The organism is Wolbachia endosymbiont (group B) of Scrobipalpa ocellatella (assembly GCF_964188425.1).
In the GTDB taxonomy this organism is placed as follows: Bacteria; Pseudomonadota; Alphaproteobacteria; order Rickettsiales; family Anaplasmataceae; genus Wolbachia.
On sequence record NZ_OZ077190.1, the window covers coordinates 1,346,384 to 1,365,214 of the forward strand.

At 34.8% G+C, this 18,831-nt stretch carries 18 protein-coding genes and 3 tRNA genes; 4 read left to right on the top strand and 17 right to left on the bottom strand.

What is annotated here, in order from left to right; genetic code table 11:
* The first annotated feature begins 32 nt into the window (after positions 1–32).
* A complete protein-coding gene (gene tldD / locus AB3210_RS06410; protein ID WP_007302340.1) occupies positions 33–1,463 on the top strand; it encodes a metalloprotease TldD in 1,431 nt (476 codons plus the stop codon).
* Positions 1,464–1,913: 450 nt separating this feature from the next.
* Here the strand turns inward: tldD and AB3210_RS06415 are convergent, their stop codons facing one another.
* The 7 genes from AB3210_RS06415 to AB3210_RS06445 form a co-directional block, all read right to left on the bottom strand.
* Positions 1,914–2,072, bottom strand: coding sequence for a hypothetical protein (locus tag AB3210_RS06415; protein ID WP_019078626.1), 159 nt, complete (start codon positions 2,070–2,072; stop codon positions 1,914–1,916).
* A gap of 366 nt (positions 2,073–2,438) precedes the next feature.
* Positions 2,439–3,038 (bottom strand): ubiquinol-cytochrome c reductase iron-sulfur subunit, encoded by a 600-nt coding sequence (gene petA, locus AB3210_RS06420; protein ID WP_006014178.1) that lies wholly within the window; start codon positions 3,036–3,038, stop codon positions 2,439–2,441.
* A 94-nt stretch (positions 3,039–3,132) separates the two neighbouring features.
* Complete coding sequence (gyrA, locus tag AB3210_RS06425) at positions 3,133–5,835, bottom strand: DNA topoisomerase (ATP-hydrolyzing) subunit A (RefSeq protein ID WP_007302341.1); 2,703 nt, start codon at positions 5,833–5,835, stop codon at positions 3,133–3,135.
* Between the two features lie 51 nt (positions 5,836–5,886).
* Positions 5,887–5,959 (bottom strand) — tRNA-Val (locus AB3210_RS06430).
* 64 nt (positions 5,960–6,023) lie between these two features.
* Positions 6,024–6,890, bottom strand: coding sequence for a tetratricopeptide repeat protein (locus AB3210_RS06435; protein WP_052264969.1), 867 nt, complete (start codon positions 6,888–6,890; stop codon positions 6,024–6,026).
* Positions 6,891–6,958: 68 nt separating this feature from the next.
* Positions 6,959–7,357 (bottom strand): DUF1284 domain-containing protein, encoded by a 399-nt coding sequence (locus AB3210_RS06440; RefSeq protein ID WP_007302343.1) that lies wholly within the window; start codon positions 7,355–7,357, stop codon positions 6,959–6,961.
* Positions 7,354–7,881, bottom strand: coding sequence for a biotin transporter BioY (locus AB3210_RS06445; RefSeq protein WP_052264970.1), 528 nt, complete (start codon positions 7,879–7,881; stop codon positions 7,354–7,356). Before AB3210_RS06445 ends, AB3210_RS06440 begins: the two co-directional genes overlap by 4 nt.
* A gap of 96 nt (positions 7,882–7,977) precedes the next feature.
* Between AB3210_RS06445 and AB3210_RS06450 the strand changes: the two genes are divergently transcribed.
* The gene (locus AB3210_RS06450) at positions 7,978–8,550 is read left to right on the top strand and encodes a nitroreductase family protein (protein WP_052264977.1); all 573 of its coding nucleotides are present in this window, start codon (positions 7,978–7,980) and stop codon (positions 8,548–8,550) included.
* Here AB3210_RS06450 and AB3210_RS06455 read toward each other — a convergent pair.
* Positions 8,526–9,638 (bottom strand): glycoside hydrolase family 5 protein, encoded by a 1,113-nt coding sequence (locus AB3210_RS06455; protein WP_052264978.1) that lies wholly within the window; start codon positions 9,636–9,638, stop codon positions 8,526–8,528. The two genes, AB3210_RS06450 and AB3210_RS06455, sit on opposite strands and share 25 nt — an antisense overlap.
* A 105-nt stretch (positions 9,639–9,743) precedes the next feature.
* Here AB3210_RS06455 and dapF point away from each other — a divergent pair, with 105 nt between their 5' ends.
* A complete protein-coding gene (gene dapF / locus AB3210_RS06460; RefSeq protein WP_052264971.1) occupies positions 9,744–10,538 on the top strand; it encodes a diaminopimelate epimerase in 795 nt (264 codons plus the stop codon).
* Between the two features lie 6 nt (positions 10,539–10,544).
* Here the strand turns inward: dapF and sucD are convergent, their stop codons facing one another.
* The 9 genes from sucD to hemF all read right to left on the bottom strand — a co-directional run bounded on the left by sucD (position 10,545) and on the right by hemF (position 16,124).
* The gene (gene sucD, locus AB3210_RS06465) at positions 10,545–11,426 is read right to left on the bottom strand and encodes a succinate--CoA ligase subunit alpha (RefSeq protein WP_007302348.1); all 882 of its coding nucleotides are present in this window, start codon (positions 11,424–11,426) and stop codon (positions 10,545–10,547) included.
* Between the two features lie 3 nt (positions 11,427–11,429).
* Positions 11,430–12,590, bottom strand: a complete 1,161-nt coding sequence (sucC, locus tag AB3210_RS06470; RefSeq protein ID WP_052264972.1) for an ADP-forming succinate--CoA ligase subunit beta — start codon at positions 12,588–12,590, stop codon at positions 11,430–11,432.
* A 30-nt stretch (positions 12,591–12,620) separates the two neighbouring features.
* The gene (rpsU, locus tag AB3210_RS06475) at positions 12,621–12,821 is read right to left on the bottom strand and encodes a 30S ribosomal protein S21 (RefSeq protein ID WP_007302350.1); all 201 of its coding nucleotides are present in this window, start codon (positions 12,819–12,821) and stop codon (positions 12,621–12,623) included.
* Between the two features lie 198 nt (positions 12,822–13,019).
* Positions 13,020–13,093 (bottom strand) — tRNA-Pro (locus AB3210_RS06480).
* A 122-nt stretch (positions 13,094–13,215) separates the two neighbouring features.
* Positions 13,216–13,911, bottom strand: coding sequence for a 16S rRNA (uracil(1498)-N(3))-methyltransferase (locus AB3210_RS06485; protein WP_007302351.1), 696 nt, complete (start codon positions 13,909–13,911; stop codon positions 13,216–13,218).
* Positions 13,912–13,943: 32 nt separating this feature from the next.
* Positions 13,944–14,015 (bottom strand) — tRNA-Glu (locus tag AB3210_RS06490).
* 60 nt (positions 14,016–14,075) lie between these two features.
* A complete protein-coding gene (locus AB3210_RS06495; RefSeq protein WP_007302352.1) occupies positions 14,076–14,906 on the bottom strand; it encodes a hypothetical protein in 831 nt (276 codons plus the stop codon).
* A gap of 3 nt (positions 14,907–14,909) precedes the next feature.
* A complete protein-coding gene (locus AB3210_RS06500; protein ID WP_019078621.1) occupies positions 14,910–15,158 on the bottom strand; it encodes a hypothetical protein in 249 nt (82 codons plus the stop codon).
* Positions 15,159–15,299: 141 nt separating this feature from the next.
* Positions 15,300–16,124, bottom strand: a complete 825-nt coding sequence (gene hemF / locus AB3210_RS06505) for an oxygen-dependent coproporphyrinogen oxidase (RefSeq protein ID WP_052264973.1) — start codon at positions 16,122–16,124, stop codon at positions 15,300–15,302.
* Between the two features lie 159 nt (positions 16,125–16,283).
* On the opposite strand from hemF, the gene AB3210_RS06510 reads away from it, so the two are divergent.
* Positions 16,284–18,764, top strand: a complete 2,481-nt coding sequence (locus tag AB3210_RS06510; protein ID WP_007302355.1) for a response regulator — start codon at positions 16,284–16,286, stop codon at positions 18,762–18,764.
* The last annotated feature ends 67 nt before the right edge of the window (positions 18,765–18,831 follow it).

Consider the following 18,831-nt stretch of genomic DNA (forward strand, 5'->3'; position numbering starts at 1 on the left):
AATATACTTAAACAATTTTTAGCTCAAAGGTAATGCCAAATCTAGATCAAATATTTTTTGCTCAGAACAATGTTAATATTAATAATGTATATAAAATAGTCAACAACGCTTTGAGCAATAGTGATGGTGGTGAGCTATTTTTAGAGTTTTGCCAATCAGAATCCCTGATTTTTGATGATAATATATTAAAACATATGGATTTAAATATCAGAAGAGGATTTGGTCTCAGGTCTTTTTGTGAAGATAGTACGTCTTTTGTTTGCTCTTCTGAGATTAGCGAAAAAGAAATTAGTAAAGCTGCTTCTATGGTAAAAAGTTCAGCATCTTTAAGCAAAACAAATTCAGTAAACTTAAATGAGGAGGCAAAAAGCCTGTATTCAAAGATTAATCCCATAAATGAAATGGATCTGAGCTCAAAAATTAAACTACTCAATGAGATTAATGAGTATGTAAGGTCGAAGAATAACTGCGTGAAGCAGGTAAAAATAACTCTAAATGGAGAATGGCAAGTTGTACAAATAATAAAAGATGATCACAGGTTAAGCGATATCAGGCCTTTGGTACGTTTTAATGTACTAGTCATCGTAGAGAAAAATGGCCGAGCAGAGAGAGGTTCTGCAGGGCACGGTGGAAGAGACTCTTATAGTAAATTTGTTTCTGAGAAGAAGTGGAAAAAAGTTGCAAACCAAGCGTTAGAACAAGCGCTAGTAAATCTTGAGGCAATTCCAGCTCCGGCTGGAGAGATGACAGTTGTTTTAGGTTCAGGTTGGCCAGGAATATTATTGCATGAAGCTGTAGGTCATGGACTTGAAGGTGATTTTAACCGTAAAGGAATCTCGGCATTTTCAAATTCTATGGGTAAACAAGTGGCAGCCAGTAACATTACTGTAATTGATGATGGAACTCTACCTAATTTGCGTGGTTCTATTAGCATAGACGATGAGGGTACTTTACCTGGCTATAATGTGCTTATAGAAGATGGAATTCTAAAAGGATATATGCAAGATCATATGAACGCTAAACTTATGGGTGTAAATCCAACTGGTAATGGTAGAAGAGAAAGTTACAAAGAAGTTACTATGCCACGCATGACAAACACCTATATGTTGGCAGGAAAATATGCACCAGAAGAAATAATATCCAGTGTAAAAAGAGGCCTATATGCAGTAAATTTTGGTGGTGGACAAGTTGATATAACATCAGGAAAATTTGTTTTCTCATCTTCAGAAGCTTACCTAATAGAAAATGGTAAAATTACACAGCCAGTGAAAGGAGCAACACTAATTGGTGATGGGCCAACAGTGCTAAAAAAAGTATCAATGATTGGTAATGATCTAAAGTTAGATCCTGGTGTTGGTACGTGCTCAAAAGACGGGCAAAATGTGCCTGTTGGAGTTGGTCAGCCAACACTCAAGGTCGATGCAATAACTGTTGGTGGAACTGAATATGTAGATAAGGGCTAAGCGAACTCAGCTCATGCTGTACAATTGTACAAATATTGTAACCATTATTCAAGTAGCTCATATAGATGCAAAAACTACTTAACAAATCTCTCTGCCTTCCTTGCCATAACGTGTATAACAATCTCACAAAAAATAATATCATAGAATTCAATAGGTGGTCTTTAAAAAATCCTTAAGGAAAGTAAAATCTGTTTAAATAGGCCGATATAGATGGTTTTACGATATAATAAAATTATTATAAACAAGAACTTATAAACTCTAGCAAATGAATTTGTGAGTTTAGTGGTGTTAGGAATACCTGGCTCTTTTATGTGGATTGACATTCTCAATAACCTGCTCTAGAGATAGATTATATAATTTTGACAAGGTTCTTGGCATGTGATATTTTTCTCGAATATAGGTAATGGCATAAATGACTTTATATCTATATCCAGCTCTAGGGGAAGATCTTCAATGTTTACGTCCATCCCTGACAAAGGATATTCTATGTCCATGTGCAGCTTTGGGGGATAGTTCTACTTTGAAGATTTCTTTCACTTTTACTATTGCGACTCCCAATTCCACTGAAATCACTCTTTCCCTTAATTCATATTGATATGGTGACTCCATTTATTCCCTCACTTTCAGCTTTTTCTTGCTTTACCATATCTCTTCCCCTCTTGTCTCTATCTTTATGTATTAAGCTATATAACTCAAAATCTTGATAAAATGCAGAAAAGTTTTTTTAATTTCAGCTCCATCCTCGAAGAGTTAGAAAATAACTTTAAGCAAGTTAGTCAGAATTTTTCTGACGCAAAGGAACAAGTTTTAAATTTAGCTGTCAACTCTGAAAATTTGGCAGGCAAGTTTCTTAATTATCACCCGAATATGTGCATAGTATAAAATTAGCTTGATAGACTTCAAGAGCTTTGCCTATGAAGTCAGTGTGCTTCTTGAAATGCAATATACTTTTATTACTTTAATTATGAAAATCCGTTAAGCCTTCTTGCCAATTACTACAATATTTTCACTTGGAAAAAAGTAGTCAGGTATAGCCATGTTCTTTGGTGCAGGACCGCCAATTACTCGGCCTGATGTGTCATAATATGAACCGTGACAAGGGCAGAACCAACCGTTGCCGTCTTTTGTAGCGTGATCAACTGGTACACATCCAAGATGGGTGCATATTCCAATCATAATTAACCATTCATCTTTTCCTTTGTATACTCTTTTTTCATCTGATTCAGGATCTCTCAAATTTTCTGCATTTATGGCTCTTGCAGCCTCAATCTCTTGTTTTGTGCGCTTGCGGATAAATACTGGCTTACCTTGCCATTTTACCTTTTTTCCTTGTCCTTCTTGAATATCAGATAGATTAACTTCAACCGTAGACATCGCTAAAACCTCAGCAGAAGGATTCATAGACTTAACCAATGGCCAAAGACCGCTTGCAGCTCCTATACCTGCCATGGCACACGTAGTTAATGTGATAAAATCTCTTCTACTCTTATTTTTGGCAAAATCTTTAACAAGAGATGTTTTTTTATTCTTCTCATTCGTCAATGATTTTTTATTTTTAGTTAACTTCTTATCCATCAATCTCTACTTGAACATAGACACATATTTTAATTTAAATATTATAGATTAATCAATAGAAATTTGCACTATTTGTTTAACCTTTGCTATACAGTTAAGAAGAAACAGAGTTGTCAATTTCGGAAATACTATCTTCAGTGGAATCGGGATCCTCAATTTTCGCTACTGACACCACCTTTTCTCTACTCTCTGTTTTAAACAGAGTGACTCCTTGAGTGCTACGTCCTGCAATTCTGATATCATTTACTGAAATACGAATTAACTTTCCTTTATCTGTAATAAGCATGATATTATCACCCTGTTCAACTGGAAAGCTAGCAACAACATTACCGTTTCTGTCGGTAGTCAGGATATTTGTAATACCAACACCACCTCTATTTGTTACCCTATACTCGTACGCAGAAGTTCTTTTACCAAAGCCATTTTCAGTAATAGTTAATATGAACTCCTCATTCATTGCAAGTTTTAAGAACAGTTTGTTATCTATTCCTAAATCATTCAAAGTCTTTTCCAATTTAGAATCAATGAAGTTATTAATTGCAGTCCCCAGTCTTTTTGCAAGTGGAACTTTTAAGTAAAGTTCTTTTGTTTCTGTTGCTACACCTATCCCATTTAATATGGTCATAGATATCACGCTGTCATTCTTTGCAAGTTTGATACCTCTTACGCCATCTGAATTGCGACTTTTAAATTGACGCACATCACTTACAACAAATCTGATGCTTTTTCCAAGTGTTGTTGAAAGTAGAACATGATCAATTTCGCTACATACTTTAACTGATATTAACCTATCCCCTTCGTCGAGCTTTATTGCTATTTTTCCATTGCTTGGAATATAGTGAAAATCTGCTAAGGAGTTACGCCTTATGTTCCCATGAGCAGTAACAAAAACTATATTTTGATTTTCGTCATTCTCACTTGGAAGCGGCATGATGTTAGTTATAGTTTCACCATCGCTAAGCGGGAATATATTAACAAGCGCTCTTCCACGTGCAGTTGGCTCTGCAAGAGGCAGTTTATAAACCTTTAATCTGTAAACTCGACCAGTATTAGAAAAGAATAAAAGGCTAGTATGAGTATTTCCAACAAATAATTTTGTGATTACGTCCTCCTCTTTTAACCCCTGTCCTAGCTTTCCTTTTCCACCACGATGCTGGGTTCTATAGTGAGAGAGCTTCACACGTTTGATGTAACCATTCATAGTTACGGTCACTACCATATCTTCTTGTGGAATTAGATCTTCAGCTTCAATGTCCGTATCTGATTCCTCTATTGAAGTTTTTCGCGGCACAGCAAATCTGTTCTTTATTTCTTGTAGATTGTTTTTTATTTCTTTCATCAACTTCTCTCCTGAGCCAAGAAAAGCGATATATTCTTTTATCAGGTTGATCATTGAACTTAGCTCAGCTTCTAATTTGTCTTTTTCAAGGCCTGTTAAACGTTGCAATTTCATGTCAAGAATAGCTTTCGTTTGCAGCTCAGTTAATCTATACACTCCGTCTTTCAAAAAGCTCATGCTGTCTGAGATTAATCCAATAATTGTGTTTATCTCAGCTGAAGTTTTCCATTCTTTATTTAAAAGTTCTCTACTTGCTTCCGCAGGATCTTTTGCACCACGGATGATTTTTATCACTTCACCTATGCTCAAGACCGCAATGTAGAGCCCTATATATATATGAGCTTTTTCCCTCGTTTTTCTTAGACGAAATTCTGTTCTCCTGATTAATACTTCTTTTCTAAAATCAACAAAAGCAGCTATGATTTCTTTTAATGACATCAAAGCAGGCCTGTTATTGTTGAGGACTAGAGTGTTAACACTAAAACTACTTCTTAGTGGAGTTAGTCCTAATATTTGATTAAGTATAAAACTTGCTTCAGCATTTCTTCTGAGGTCAATTACTACCCTAATACCAGACTTATCAGACTCATCCCTAATTTCTGTTATGCCATCAATTCTTTTTTCTTTTACAAGCTCACCTATCTTCTCAATTAATTTTACTTTATTTACCTGGTAAGGTATTTCATTAATCACTATTGCTTGCCTATCTTGTGGCAGGTCTTCTATGTGAGTCTTGCCTTGCACAACAATTGAGCCACGACCAGTTGCAAATGCTGATCTTATTCCAGACCTTCCAAGAATCATTCCCCCAGTTGGGAAATCCGGCCCTGGCATCACTTCAAGTAACTCATCCAAAGTAACTTCAGGATTATCTATATATAACATACAAGCATCTATTATTTCTCCAAGGTTGTGAGAAGGAATATTGGTTGCCATACCAACTGCAACACCGCTTGCACCATTTACCAATAGATTCGGAAATTCTGCAGGCAGTACAACAGGCTCTGTTTCATTTCCATCATAGTTTGGCCTAAAATCAACTGTATCTTCGTCAATATCATTTAGTAAAAAATGCGACACTCTGTGGAGCCTTGCTTCTGTATATCGCATTGAAGCTGGCGGATCTCCATCTATCGAACCAAAGTTACCTTGCCCATCAATCAGTGGTAAAAGAAGAGAAAAATCTTGAGCCATCCTGACCAAGGAGTCATAGATAGCCATGTCACCATGTGGGTGATATTTTCCCATTACATCCCCGACTATACGAGCTGCTTTTTTATACGGTTTACCGGCATCGAACCCAGCCCTCGACATTGCGTATAATATGCGCCTATGAACAGGTTTAAATCCATCTCGCACATCAGGTATAGCTCGACTTATGATCACACTCATTGCGTAGGAGAGATAAGAATCCTCTAGCTCTTTCACTATTGAAACTGGTACTATGTTGTCTTGCATTTTCTATACTTTGATTGAAATAATTGTAATATTAATATTCAACTAGGCTAATGGGCAATGACAGACTTGAACTGCCGACCTCCTCGGTGTAAACGAGATGCTCTACCAGCTGAGCTAATTGCCCCTCTAGATATAATTCTATAGTTCAATGTTGTTGTTGTAAACAAAAATAGCGATACAAGCAACTCTTATGGAATCGCTGAGTGCGCACTATGGAGTTGTATAAATTTTAGCCTTGCTGCTACCTTGTATAAAGGTATTCTTTCACTTGCATTTTTTGACATGTTCAACAACTTTGAATAACATGCTGTGGCATTTTTAAAATCTGAGAGCTTATCTAGAATAACAGCTAAATTATAGGTATAAAAAATATTGTTTTGATCTAAAGAAATTGCTGCTTTCATATATTCTTTAGCTTTTATGTAATCCCCTTTTTTCATATAGATCAAACCTAAATTTGCTGATAAAGGGGCGCTATTTCTGAGTGTATCATACAATTTCAACATTTCACTCAATGCTAAATTAGGATCATATTGTGAAATTATCGTCAGAAAATTCTTTAATACATAAGGGTTGCTAGGATATTCTTTTAACAGTCTTGTGTAAATCTCTACAGCTTTTTTAAATTCTTTGTTAGCGTAATAGATATTCCCTAGTCCAATTAAAGCACTTTCATGATAAGGAAATTTTGCGATAATCTGATTGAGGAGAGAAGTAGCTGTTTCACTATCTCCTAACTCAAAGGAATCTTTTGCTTTTTTTAAAATAGAGTATATGTCAAAATTCTTGCCAGAATTCTGCGAAATTTTGATATTAAATTTGTCACTTTTTCTCTCGATAACATCAAGATCTTTATATTTTTTATCAGCTTTTATATGCTTGACAACACTATCAAAGACCTTCTGTATCTCCAAATTTTCACTAGCATAGGTAACAGAAGACCTCCATAAAATCACAACGCAAATTAACATGCAGACAAACATAGATCCTAGTGTTGTGGCATTGGCTGCAGCGCGTAACCAGTAAATCTTATTTCTTTGAACTATATGCAACACATTACAAATTCATAAATGCTACATTACTTATCTAATATAATAATAAAGATATTATTAATTGGCAGATACTATTTAGAATGAGTTAAAAGAGCACTTCTACACATTCCATATGGTTGCCAATTACACTCCTCACATGCGTAGTCAAATTTCTCTAAAGACATTTTCTTTCTAATTCTTTTTACTGCTTCATTCCAGGTTAAAATCTCTCCTATTTTCATTCCTAAAATTTCCATATGCCTTCTATCTAGCTCTAAAACTTTAGCTTGTGTGGTACATTTACCTTGTTTAGTCTGGTTTGGGCAAACACTGCAAATAGTGTCAAGATTATCAACTACTTCGATTTTAGTATTAGGATCATTAATTACTTTACTTGCTATCTTTTTGTAATTTTCTACAAAACCCTGAGAATACCCATATCCTTGAAATGCAAGAGTGCACATGAAATGATGAGGACGAAATTTTATCATTTTTTCAAATATTGCAAAGCTGCTACAAGTAGAAAAATTTTTACCAAACCAGGAAGGATAAATGGTAAAACACCTACCATTATTGCTCGTTCCAGACCAAAGTAAACAGAAAGCCAACTAACACCACAAATAAAGATTACAGCTGTACCGGCCAGACAACTTAAAGAATTACACACAAATGATTTATATTTAGAGTTCAGTAATTCATTTACTTTGTTCATTACCATAACAGCAGCTAAACAGCCAATTAAATATCCACCTGTTGGTCCAAGAAAAATGTGATAACCACTAGAAAAATTCGCAAAAACAGGAAATCCTGCTGCACCAAGTGATAGATATGTAAGCACAGAATAGAATGCTGTTCTGCGGTTAAATTTAAGCCCAACAAGTATTAATCCTAAAGTTTGCAATGTGATAGGCACAGGCTGCAATGGTATGCTTATTTGAGCCATCAAGAATAAAAGTAAAACACAAGACAATATTTCAGCCAGTGTTGACCTACTGCTTGATTGTGTTATAAACATATCTTCCCAATAAAAATAACTTACTAAATGTAATATATGTGTATAAGAGGTTTTGCAATTTAAATTTTGCTTATATTGCGCTACAATGAATTATTTATGCACTATTTAAAAATGATGAGTAAACAAGATCTATTATCGTTGATGAAAGAAAGACACAGCGGACGTTCATACGATCCTACAAGAGCAATATTTCAGAAAGAAATGGATATTTTAATAGAAGCTGTAAGGCTAACACCCTCGTGTTTTGGTGATGAACCTTGGCGATATGTGATATGCAACAAACAGAACAATCAAAGCGCATGGAAAAAATTGCTCGGTTGCCTTGATGAATCTAATCAAAAGTGGGCAAAAGATGCACAAATACTAATTATATCTCTAAGCGCTAAGAACTTCCGTAAACAAGGTAAAGGAGAAAATCTTTGGGCTAAACATGATACTGGTGCAGCAAATTATGCACTTATGCTGCAGGCTGCAGCTATGAACTTAATGGCTCATCAAATGGGTGGATTTGATAGAGATAAAATAGTTAAGAGATTCAATATACCTGATGATTTTAATGTAATGTCAGTGATAGCAGTTGGTTACGAAAAAGAGGGTGCTGAAGTCAAAGAAAAACAAAGAAGATCAATAAAAGAAATATTCTTTTATGACGAATGGCCAGCGAGCTGACTTGACCATTCTTCTCTTAATATCTTAAAAATTGAATTATTTGGCAAATAATTTTTTTTCATCCTACCCTCTTCAATTGCTTGCCAGTCTTTCCATGAAAGCTTCTCGTTTCCAAGTTCATAGTCCATACCATCCCATATATCTTCTCGAAAGCCATAAACAGCAAAATGCCAATTATATTCATTAAAAATAGAAGTAAGATCTCGAAAATAGTGCTCTAATCCTTTTGAGCAGCGGTGCCCGCCAAACTCTCCAGCAAGGATCTTATAATCTGGTATATTATACCTCTTTTGGAAAATTTTTACAGGTTCTATATATGATTTTAACTTATCTTTATTCCAATACTCTACTTTTTTTGCATCAAAAGATTGAACATGTCCAGGGTAGGCGAAGTTACCTTGGTTTAATTTTAAGTTTGTATAAGCAAAGGGCTCATATATATGAAATGAATAAAGAACATTTTTATCACTAACTGGTTCAAATTTGTTAAAAGTATTAGAGTCAGCATAACTGCTGCTATCAAGTATTATTGGGGTCTCTGAGTCAACTTGGCGGATACTGTTTACCACGCTGCTATAAAAGCCAAATAGATTCTTCTGAACTTTGCTTTGTTCTACTTTATAAATAGCCGAGTCTGCAGTATTATAAAGCCTTTCTGGATGTGGTTCATTTAAGATATTATATCCAACAATAGCAGGATGATCTTTAAGCTCTTTCGCAAGATCTTGCCAAAATTTTGCTGCTTGTTTTTGAAAAGCTTGATCTGACCATAAACGTAAATCATCTTTATCGTTATTATTTTGCTTCCATCTAGATCCAGGTAAGCTAAGCATCGTTAACACTACTGGTATTTTTTGTTGATGAAAAGCATCTAAAACATCTTTCAGAACTTTCAGGTCTTTGGAAATCAGGCCCGGATAATTGTCTGCATTGCCTAAGAGGAAGTCACGTTGCGTAGTTTCAAATTTGTCAGGAGCAAGACGAATAAAACCAATTTTGTATTCCTTTGCTGCTTTGATTAAGTCACTATCAACTTTTCTATTGAAAACATTTGCTCCCTTTCTGACTCCAGTTTGCCAAAAGAGCATTTTGCTGTTCTCCGGTATTGACTTAGCACTCACATTACAGAAAACTATAGAATACAAAACAGCTGTAATTAGAAGAAAAATTTTCACTTATATAATTTTGCTATAATGGTAAGTAACCTAACAGACAAGATCCCGTTTGTAAAGATGCATGGTACTGGCAATAGTTTTGTTATCATAGACTCACGTTCAGCAAATAATTTAGACTGGAATTATAGACAAATTGCTGATCAAGGCAGTTGTGATCAAGTGATAATTATAACAATGTCTAATGCTGCAAACTGCTTTATGCATATCTACAATGCTGACGGTAGTCGAGCTGAAATGTGTGGAAACGCAGCACGCTGTGTTGGATATTTGATAATGTTAGAAAAAGGTACTGAATATATCACTATTGAGCTGATAAATAATCGTATCTTAGAATGTTTTAAAGTAGGTGATAAATCAATAAGGGTCAATATGGGTAAACCACTGCTTAAATGGAATGAAATTCCTCTTTCTTGTGAATGCGATCCCCTTTATCTACCTATAGAGCTTGAAATGCTGAAAGAGCCAGTTGCAGTAAATATTGGTAACCCTCATATAGTTTTTTTTGTTGATAACATAAGCGAAATACCATTGCAGAATTTAGGACCAAAGCTAGAAAATCACGAATTATTTCCTCAGAAAACAAATGTTAGTATTGCACAAATAGAAAAATCTGGAGAAATAAACTTAAGAGTTTGGGAAAGAGGAACAGGTATTACTGCTTCATGTGGTAGTGCGGCTTGTGCAGCATTTGTTGCATCTATACTTCGTAAGTGTTTGGCTACTAAACAAACTTCAGTACATTTACCAGGAGGTCATTTACTGATTGAGTGGTCAAAAAATATACTGATGACTGGGGATATAGGGTTTTTATGACCTAGGCTAGGCACTGACACTCATTACTTCTAACACCTTTTTACCAATCACAGCAGGGGTTTCTGCAATCGCAATCCCAGCACTGCGCATAACCTCTAACTTTGCACCAGCACTTCCACCGCTGGAAGAGATGATTGCTCCAGCGTGTCCCATACGTCTTCCTGGAGGTGCCGTTTGGCCTGCTACAAAACCAACGATTGGCTTTTTAGTTTTTTCTGTTTTCACAAAATGTGATACATCTTCTTCTTCGTTTCCACCTATTTCACCAATAACTACAATACCATGAGTATCGTCATCTTTTAAAAAGAGCTCCATACAGTCAACAAATGTCATACCATGAACTGGATCCCCCCCAATTCCGATACACGTGGATTGACCAAGACCAACAGCAGTTGTTTGTGCTACCGCTTCATAAGTTAAAGTTCCAGAGCGAGACATAATTCCTATATGTCCACGTTTGTGAATATGTCCTGGCATAATTCCTATTTTGCATTCTTCAGGTGTAATAACCCCTGGACAGTTTGGGCCAATCAATCGACTGTTTGAACCAGCGAGAGCATGCTTTACCTTTACCATGTCAAGTATAGGAATGCCCTCTGTAATACAAATTATCAATTCTATTTTTGCATCTATTGCTTCAAGTATTGCAGCAGCAGCAAATTTAGCAGGTACATATATAACTGTAGCATTTGCACAGGTTTTTTCTTTGGCTTCTGCTACAGTATTAAAAACCGGTAAATTAAGGTGAGTGCTACCACCCTTTCCAGGAGTTACACCTCCCACCATTTTCGTTCCGTAATCAATTGCTTGCTCTGAATGAAATGTGCCTTGTGCACCAGTAAAACCCTGGCATATTAATCTTGTATCTTTGTTTACTAAAACGGACATGCTTTATTTTACCTCTTTTACTATCTTTTGCGCAGCATCACCCAGTTCATCTGCAGCAATAATATTTAATCCTGACTCTTCTAAGATTTTTTTTCCTTCTTCAAAATTAGTACCTGATAATCTAACCACTAGAGGAACTTTAATGCTCATTTCTTTTGCAGCCGCAACAATTCCACTTGCGATAATATCGCAACGCATTATACCACCAAATATGTTAACCAGAATTCCTTTTACGTTGCTATCAGACAATATGATTTTAAATGCTTCAGTTACAGTTTCTTTACTCGCTCCACCACCAACATCCAAAAAGTTAGCAGGCTCTGCTCCATAGTACTTTATTATATCCATTGTTGCCATAGCAAGACCTGCACCGTTCACCATGCAACCAATATTGCCATCCATTTTTATATAACTGAGACCATGCTTTGAAGCTTCTATTTCTTCTTTGACTTCTTCATCGTAATCACGTAGGCTCACGATTTCTGAATGACGGTATAGAGCATTGTCATCAAAATTAATTTTAGCATCAAGTGCAATAAAACCTCCAGCATTCGTTTCAACTAGTGGATTAATTTCTATCTGGCTCGCATCAGTTGTAATAAACGCATCATACATATTTTTTGCAATATTCGTTACCTTTCCTATTTGTTCTGAACTCAGATTAAAGCTATTGCAAAGCTTATTGTTATCAAGACTTGTAAAACCAGTAGCAGGGTCAATATCAAACTTCACAATTTTTGTAGGAGAATTTTTTGCCACTTCTTCGATATCCATTCCACCTTCTGAAGAAAATATAAATACTAGCCTGCTAAGCTTTGGATCGACTACTAGACTCAAATAGTACTCTTTCTTAATGCTTGAGCCTTCTTCAATGTACACTTTTCTTACTTGCTGCCCGCTTGGCCCTGTTTGATGAGTAACTAAAGTCATACCAATCATGTCCTCTACAAACTGTTGAGCTTCTTCAACTGACTTTGCTAGCTTTACGCCACCGGCTTTACCCCTACCACCTGCATGAATTTGAGCTTTAACCACAAACACATCAGATTTTAGTTGATTTATTTGAGTTTCTACTCCTTCTGCAGATGTAGCAACAAAACCCTTTGGTACCGGGACATTAAACTTGTGTAAAATTTCCTTTGCTTGATATTCATGAATATTCATAAGATAACTAATTATTAACCTTAGTAAAAACTACCAACCATAACGCTGTCTTCTGCATTCTTGCTGATACCTCTTTTTCCTTGCTTCAGCTTTTTTTTTAGCTGTTTTCTCTGATTTCTTTTCGTGATATTTTTTTTTCATTTTGAGCCCTCTTCCTTCCTTTTGAATTATTTTTCTCAACACTGGAAGAGCTCTATCTACATCACCATAATGGACTGATACTTCAATCAAACTCTATACCTCCTTCGGTAATCACTTCAAAATCCATTTATAAATTAGAAAATTAACATTGTCAATTATTTTATAAACTTGAGCGATAGAATATGATATGCAGTGATTTATATGAAAAAAGCTTCATTCTGCTGTCAATCATTTACTTGCTGATAAAAATTGCTCTTAGGTTACAGTGCTCTTGTAATTTTTCTAATCTCGGGGCGGAGAGATTTGAACTCCCGACCCTTTGGTCCCAAACCAAATGCGCTACCAGGCTGCGCTACGCCCCGACTTCTTTACTAAGAGTATCGATAGTTCGGAAAAATGCAAGTTTCATTTATTTCTTTTAGGAAAAATATAATGCAGATTTCTTTATATAGAGTGTCAAGTTGCACTAGCCATATTAAAAAATCTAGCTATACCAATTGGTGAAGGTTAATGCAGCAACTACAGCAGTATCAACTCTCAAAATTCTTTTTCCTAGACTCAGTTTCTGACAAAATTTATTGGCAGAATCAAGTTCGCAAGATGAAAAACCACCTTCGGGGCCAACAATAATAGCAACGTTTTTCTTGCCTTTTAGAACTTTATTAGGAGGTTGTCCTTCACCTGTTTCATCACACAAAACAAAATTTTTATTCTGGGAATCGGATAATTCACAAAAATTAATAGGAAGAAAAATCTGTGGTATACTTGTCCTACCGGATTGTTCCGCAGCTTCAATTGCCTGTAATTTCGCTCTACTTAGGTTAATGTTTTTTACTACTGTACGTTCTGTTGAAATAAATTGAATGCAGGTTACTCCCATTTCAGTTGCTTGTCTTACTATGTTGCTTAAGGCGCCGCTTTTTACCAGAGCACAATACAAATATAGATTTTTTTCATGTTGTTGTTGTTTAGTGCGTTCTTTTATTATAATTTTTGTCGATTTACTTGATATATTCACTACTTCTCCTAACCATTCTCCATCCTTTCCATTAAAAAGATAGATGTTATCATGCTTCTTAAGCCGCATTACATTGTAAATATAGTGACTTTGTCGTGGATGAAGCGCCAAACTTACATTTTGTGATAAAGCTTCTTCAACATAAAGCCTAATTTTTTTCATTCAAAACTTTAGTTATTTGCATTCTGTTTGAGTGACTCTTACGGGATTTGAACCCGTGTTACCACCGTGAAAGGGTGGTGTCCTAACCACTAGACGAAAGAGTCGACTTGAATCTAACTGAGTTATATCGATTATACATATAAAGTCAATTCAATTATTTTGAATCACACAGTTAGAGTAGTGATTTTATATCGACAGCCTCCTATTACCCCATGTTCAATGCTTACTGAACCTATCTCAGATTTAGGAGCTTTAGATCCTAATTCTAATTTTTGTTCAACTTTTGTATCTGAATCATAGCCAGAATCGTATCCAGAATCTCTACGCTCAAAATTTTGCCTTATTTCTTTTACGTTAAAGCCAGCCTTGGTCTTGATTTGCTGACTCGCTGGCTTATTAGCACTTTGCTCATTTAGTTTTACTTGCAAATTATTCACTTTATCCTTCACTAATCCATGATAAGTCCCAGAATTATCTTTTATATGTTTTGCTTGTCTTTCTGATCTCTTTTTCGATAAATCTACTTTAGCATAAATAGGCTCTGGTTGCTCTTTATGATTTAAGCTAGTGGGCTTTTTTTGCTCTGAGAAATCATCTACATCTTCATAAATAGGTTCTCCTGATATACTAGAATAACCACTATCTTTCAATGATAAATTTTCAGTAGATCTTTTATGCAAATCATATACTTCAGCATAAATGGATTCTTCCGATACGCTCAACTCTTCTAATGAGTTACTAACCTTAGCGTCATATACCTCATCATAAATGGGCTCTTTTAAAAGTAAAATATCATCATGCTCAAAAATCCTAGGAGGTTTTTTAGGTGAGTTGGCCTTAAATTTTATCTCTACTTCCTCTTTAAGCTTGTCACAACTTTCCGTTTGTTTCAAAATCTCCAATATTTCTTTTCTTTCTTTTTTTATTAGCTCACCAAGCACTAAACAACATTTTTCTTTATGATCTTTGAGACTGTCCTTATCTCCGTACTGCATAGCTTATGATGCTATTTTGTATTGAAGGATTACATTTCCTATACTATTATTTATCTCATTAATATTTGCTCCAGCACTAATAAGTAACGTCATTACATTATGATCAAGATTTGTTACTGCATACTCTAAAGCTCGATTTAAAGTTTGATCATTATTCAAGTCAAATGACCCCTTGTTCCTAAAAGGATTAATTCTAGAAAAGAGTTTTTCAAAGCTGTTTACTATATTATGAAGACTTAAAGCTAGCCTCACGCCTCTTATATTGCTATTTCTAGCGGATTTAATTAAAAAACTATCTACTTATACCCATGATTGTACCCCTCTATACAAAAGCTCACCATATGTGGTACAATCTTAAACTATAACGATTTATTTTATATTAATAATCGCTTTTCACACCCACTTAACAAGAGGAGGCATCGACATCATAATTGCATCGGGGTTACCATTAGTCATTAAACCAAACCTTGTACCACGATCATAAAGAAGATTGAACTCCACATATCTGCCACGTTTTATCAATTGTTCTTCTCGTTGTTCTTTTGTCCAAGATTTTTGCATATGTTTGTGTATGATGTGTAAGTAAATTTCTAAAAAGGCTTCACCTACTGCTTTTGTGAACTCAAAATCGTTTTTCCAGTTGCCAGAAGTTAGATTGTCATAAAAAATTCCACCAATACCACGTGGCTCTTTTCTATGTTGTAAAAAAAAGTAATCATCACATTGCTTTTTAAATTTCGGATAATATTCGATGTTGAACTCATCGCAAGTTGCTTTAATTGATTCGTGAATATACTTGCAATCTCCCTCATCCTTATAAATTGGAGTAAAGTCCATTCCTCCACCAAACCATTGTTTTGAGGTATATATCAATCTTGTGTTCATATGTGCTGCAGGGATAAGGGGAGATTGCATGTGAGACACTAAAGATATACCGCTTGCCCAAAACTCTCCATTGCTTTCACTTGCACCAGGAATTTCATTAATGGCTGAGTCTTCGAGCTTTCCGTATACTCTTGAAACGTTTACTCCAACTTTTTCAAAAATATTACCAAAGATAATTGTAGATTCACCACTTCCTCCACCTGGTCGGTTCCACTTTCTTTTTTCGATTTTTGGTTGTGTGAATGACTGTACCTCAATTGATAAGAAAGATTCGGTGATCTTGTTTCTCAGTGCGCAGAACCATTCAAATGCTTGTGTCTTTTGTTTTTCCATAATGCCTTCTGTTGGCTTATTAATATTATTGTACTCTATATTTACAGGACTTAATTAGATTGGGATAGTAACTACTCATCAAGGATGTTAATAAATCTATAATAATTAAATCAATATAGTAGAATATTTTTATATGTGCAAGGATGCCAAGCAATAATAATGAGTAAAAGATACATAGATAACAAAAAAGAGAACAGAGTTGACTTCATACTAAGAAATTATGGGATGTCAATTATTGTGATGGCAGTTATTATGTTCTTACCTCCAATAGCAATATCAGTACTCTATTTTTCTAATGTATATAGTCAGCATGTTAATATAGAGATTAATTTATTAATTAGCATTCTAATGACTCTCTTTGTGGTATATAATATAAAACGTTACAAGTATCTACTTAATATCATAGAGTTTCAAAATGCAATATTTGCAAATGCGCTGAATCATAATACAGAGTTTTGTCTCATTTTACATAAAGATGAGGGTATTATTTATGCTGATGCGAGGTTCTACGAAAGGTTCAAAGATCACATAAACGATGATGTTACGCTAGATAAAATTCTTGAAGCAGGAGATGTGTCAGAAAAAGACAGAAAATCACTCTATCATGCGTTAAGAAATAACACTTCTGTAAAAGTATGCATTTCCTTAAGCAAGAAGAGTAGAATATCTAACTTTCTTTTGCTCTCTGAACCAATACCGGATAATCCACAAATTGCTATAAATAGTAATAAGACTTTAAATTTATCATTAGCCCCAATAGCAAGACCGAATGGGTATTTTGTACTGAAGGCAACACAGGTAAACAAAGAGCAGGTATATGAAGAGTTGATAGAGAAACACAATATAGCAACTTACGTTGCAAATACAAAAGGAGGTATCTTATCTGTAAATAAAAGATTTTTAGACATGTTTGAACTAAAAAAATTGGAAAAAGGTAGCTCAATCAATGATTTTATATCTCAATCTAAGTATGACGATACAATAACCAAAAATGAAATTATGTTTTTTACTATAAGCGGTGCTCCATTTAAGGCTTATATGAGTACTGCTATATTTTGTGATAAATACAATCATAGCTATATACACGGCTTTATAACACCAACTGAATCAAATATTGTTGATTATCAACTACACCCTTGTTTTACAAATTCGTCAATTGCTATTGCACAATGCGATATAAATGGCAATTTTATAAAGAAAAATATAGCATTAGTAAAACTTGCGGGGTCAAGTAATGATTCTATCTTTGCATTGATATCAGATGGTTATCATATGAAAGTGCGTGAATATTTTTCAAGTAATAGGATAAATAATGCGTCCTTTGATGTGCAGCTCAATGGCGGTAATAACATGAAAATATATTTTAATAAGTTTCTTCATAATAAAGTGATGTTCATACTTTGTTATTTTATTGATAATACTGAACGTAAAAAACTAGAGATAAAACTTGAGCATTATCAAAAGGTGCAAGCTATAGGGCAATTAGCAGGTGGTATTGCACATGATTTCAATAATATATTAACCGGAATAATAGGATTTTGTGATTTGCTTTTACTCCAGCACTCAGCTAGCGATCCATCTTTTGGAGATATAATACAGATACAGCAAAATGCAAAACGTGGGTCAAATTTAGTAAGACAACTGCTTGCTTTTTCAAGAAGACAGACTTTGCAGCCAAAGATTATTAATGTAAATGGTACGATAGCTAATCTTTATGAAATGATCAAAAGATTAATAGGTGAAAATATAAAATTTAATATTTATTATGGTAGCGATTTGGGTGCTGTTAGGGCTGACCAAGGACAATTAGAGCAAGTTATGCTTAACTTAGCAGTTAATGCTGGTGCTGCTATGGAAAAGGGGGGAGAGTTAACTATACGAACCTTTAATCAAAAGGTTGATTCATTAAATTCTACACCTCAGGATATGTTTTCTCCAGATAAGGAAACGATTGAACATGGGAATTATGTTGTGATTGAAGTGATTGATACTGGATGTGGAATGACGAGTGATATAATTGAAAAGGCATTTGATCCATTTTTTTCTACCAAAGATATTACTTCTGGTACAGGTCTTGGCCTCTCTACTGTATATGGCATTATTAAACAAACCGAAGGATACATCTATGTTGCTAGCAAAGTGAATCATGGAACTAAATTTAGCATATTTTTGCCCATAGTTTACATATCGGATGAAAATGATAAAGAGGAAGATAGTAAAGAAATAGAGAAACCGGTAGAGATTAAAGGTAATGGTATAATTTTATTAATTGAAGATGAAGATTCAGTAAGGGAATTTACTGCTAAGGCTCTTACAAGAAAAGGATTTAATGTAATAGAAGCGAGTATAGGCAGCGAGGCACTAGAGATCATTAGAAAAAAAAATCAACACATAGATCTAATAATCACTGATGTAATCATGCCAGAGGTGAGTGGTCCAGAAATAGTTAAAGAAACATTGATACATAGGCCAAACATCAAAGTTATTTTTATTTCTGGGTATACAGAGGATGCTTTTTTAAAGAGCGATGAAATCAATATAGAAGACTTCCATTTTTTACCCAAACCATTTACTCTGAATGAGTTAGGAAATAAGGTTCAAAGTGTGTTACACAAGACAAAAAAAGGCAGTTTACTTTGAGCATGATTGGCAACAAAAAAATTTTTCTAATGCAAAAATTTCTTGCATATATACAATAGAGTTATTT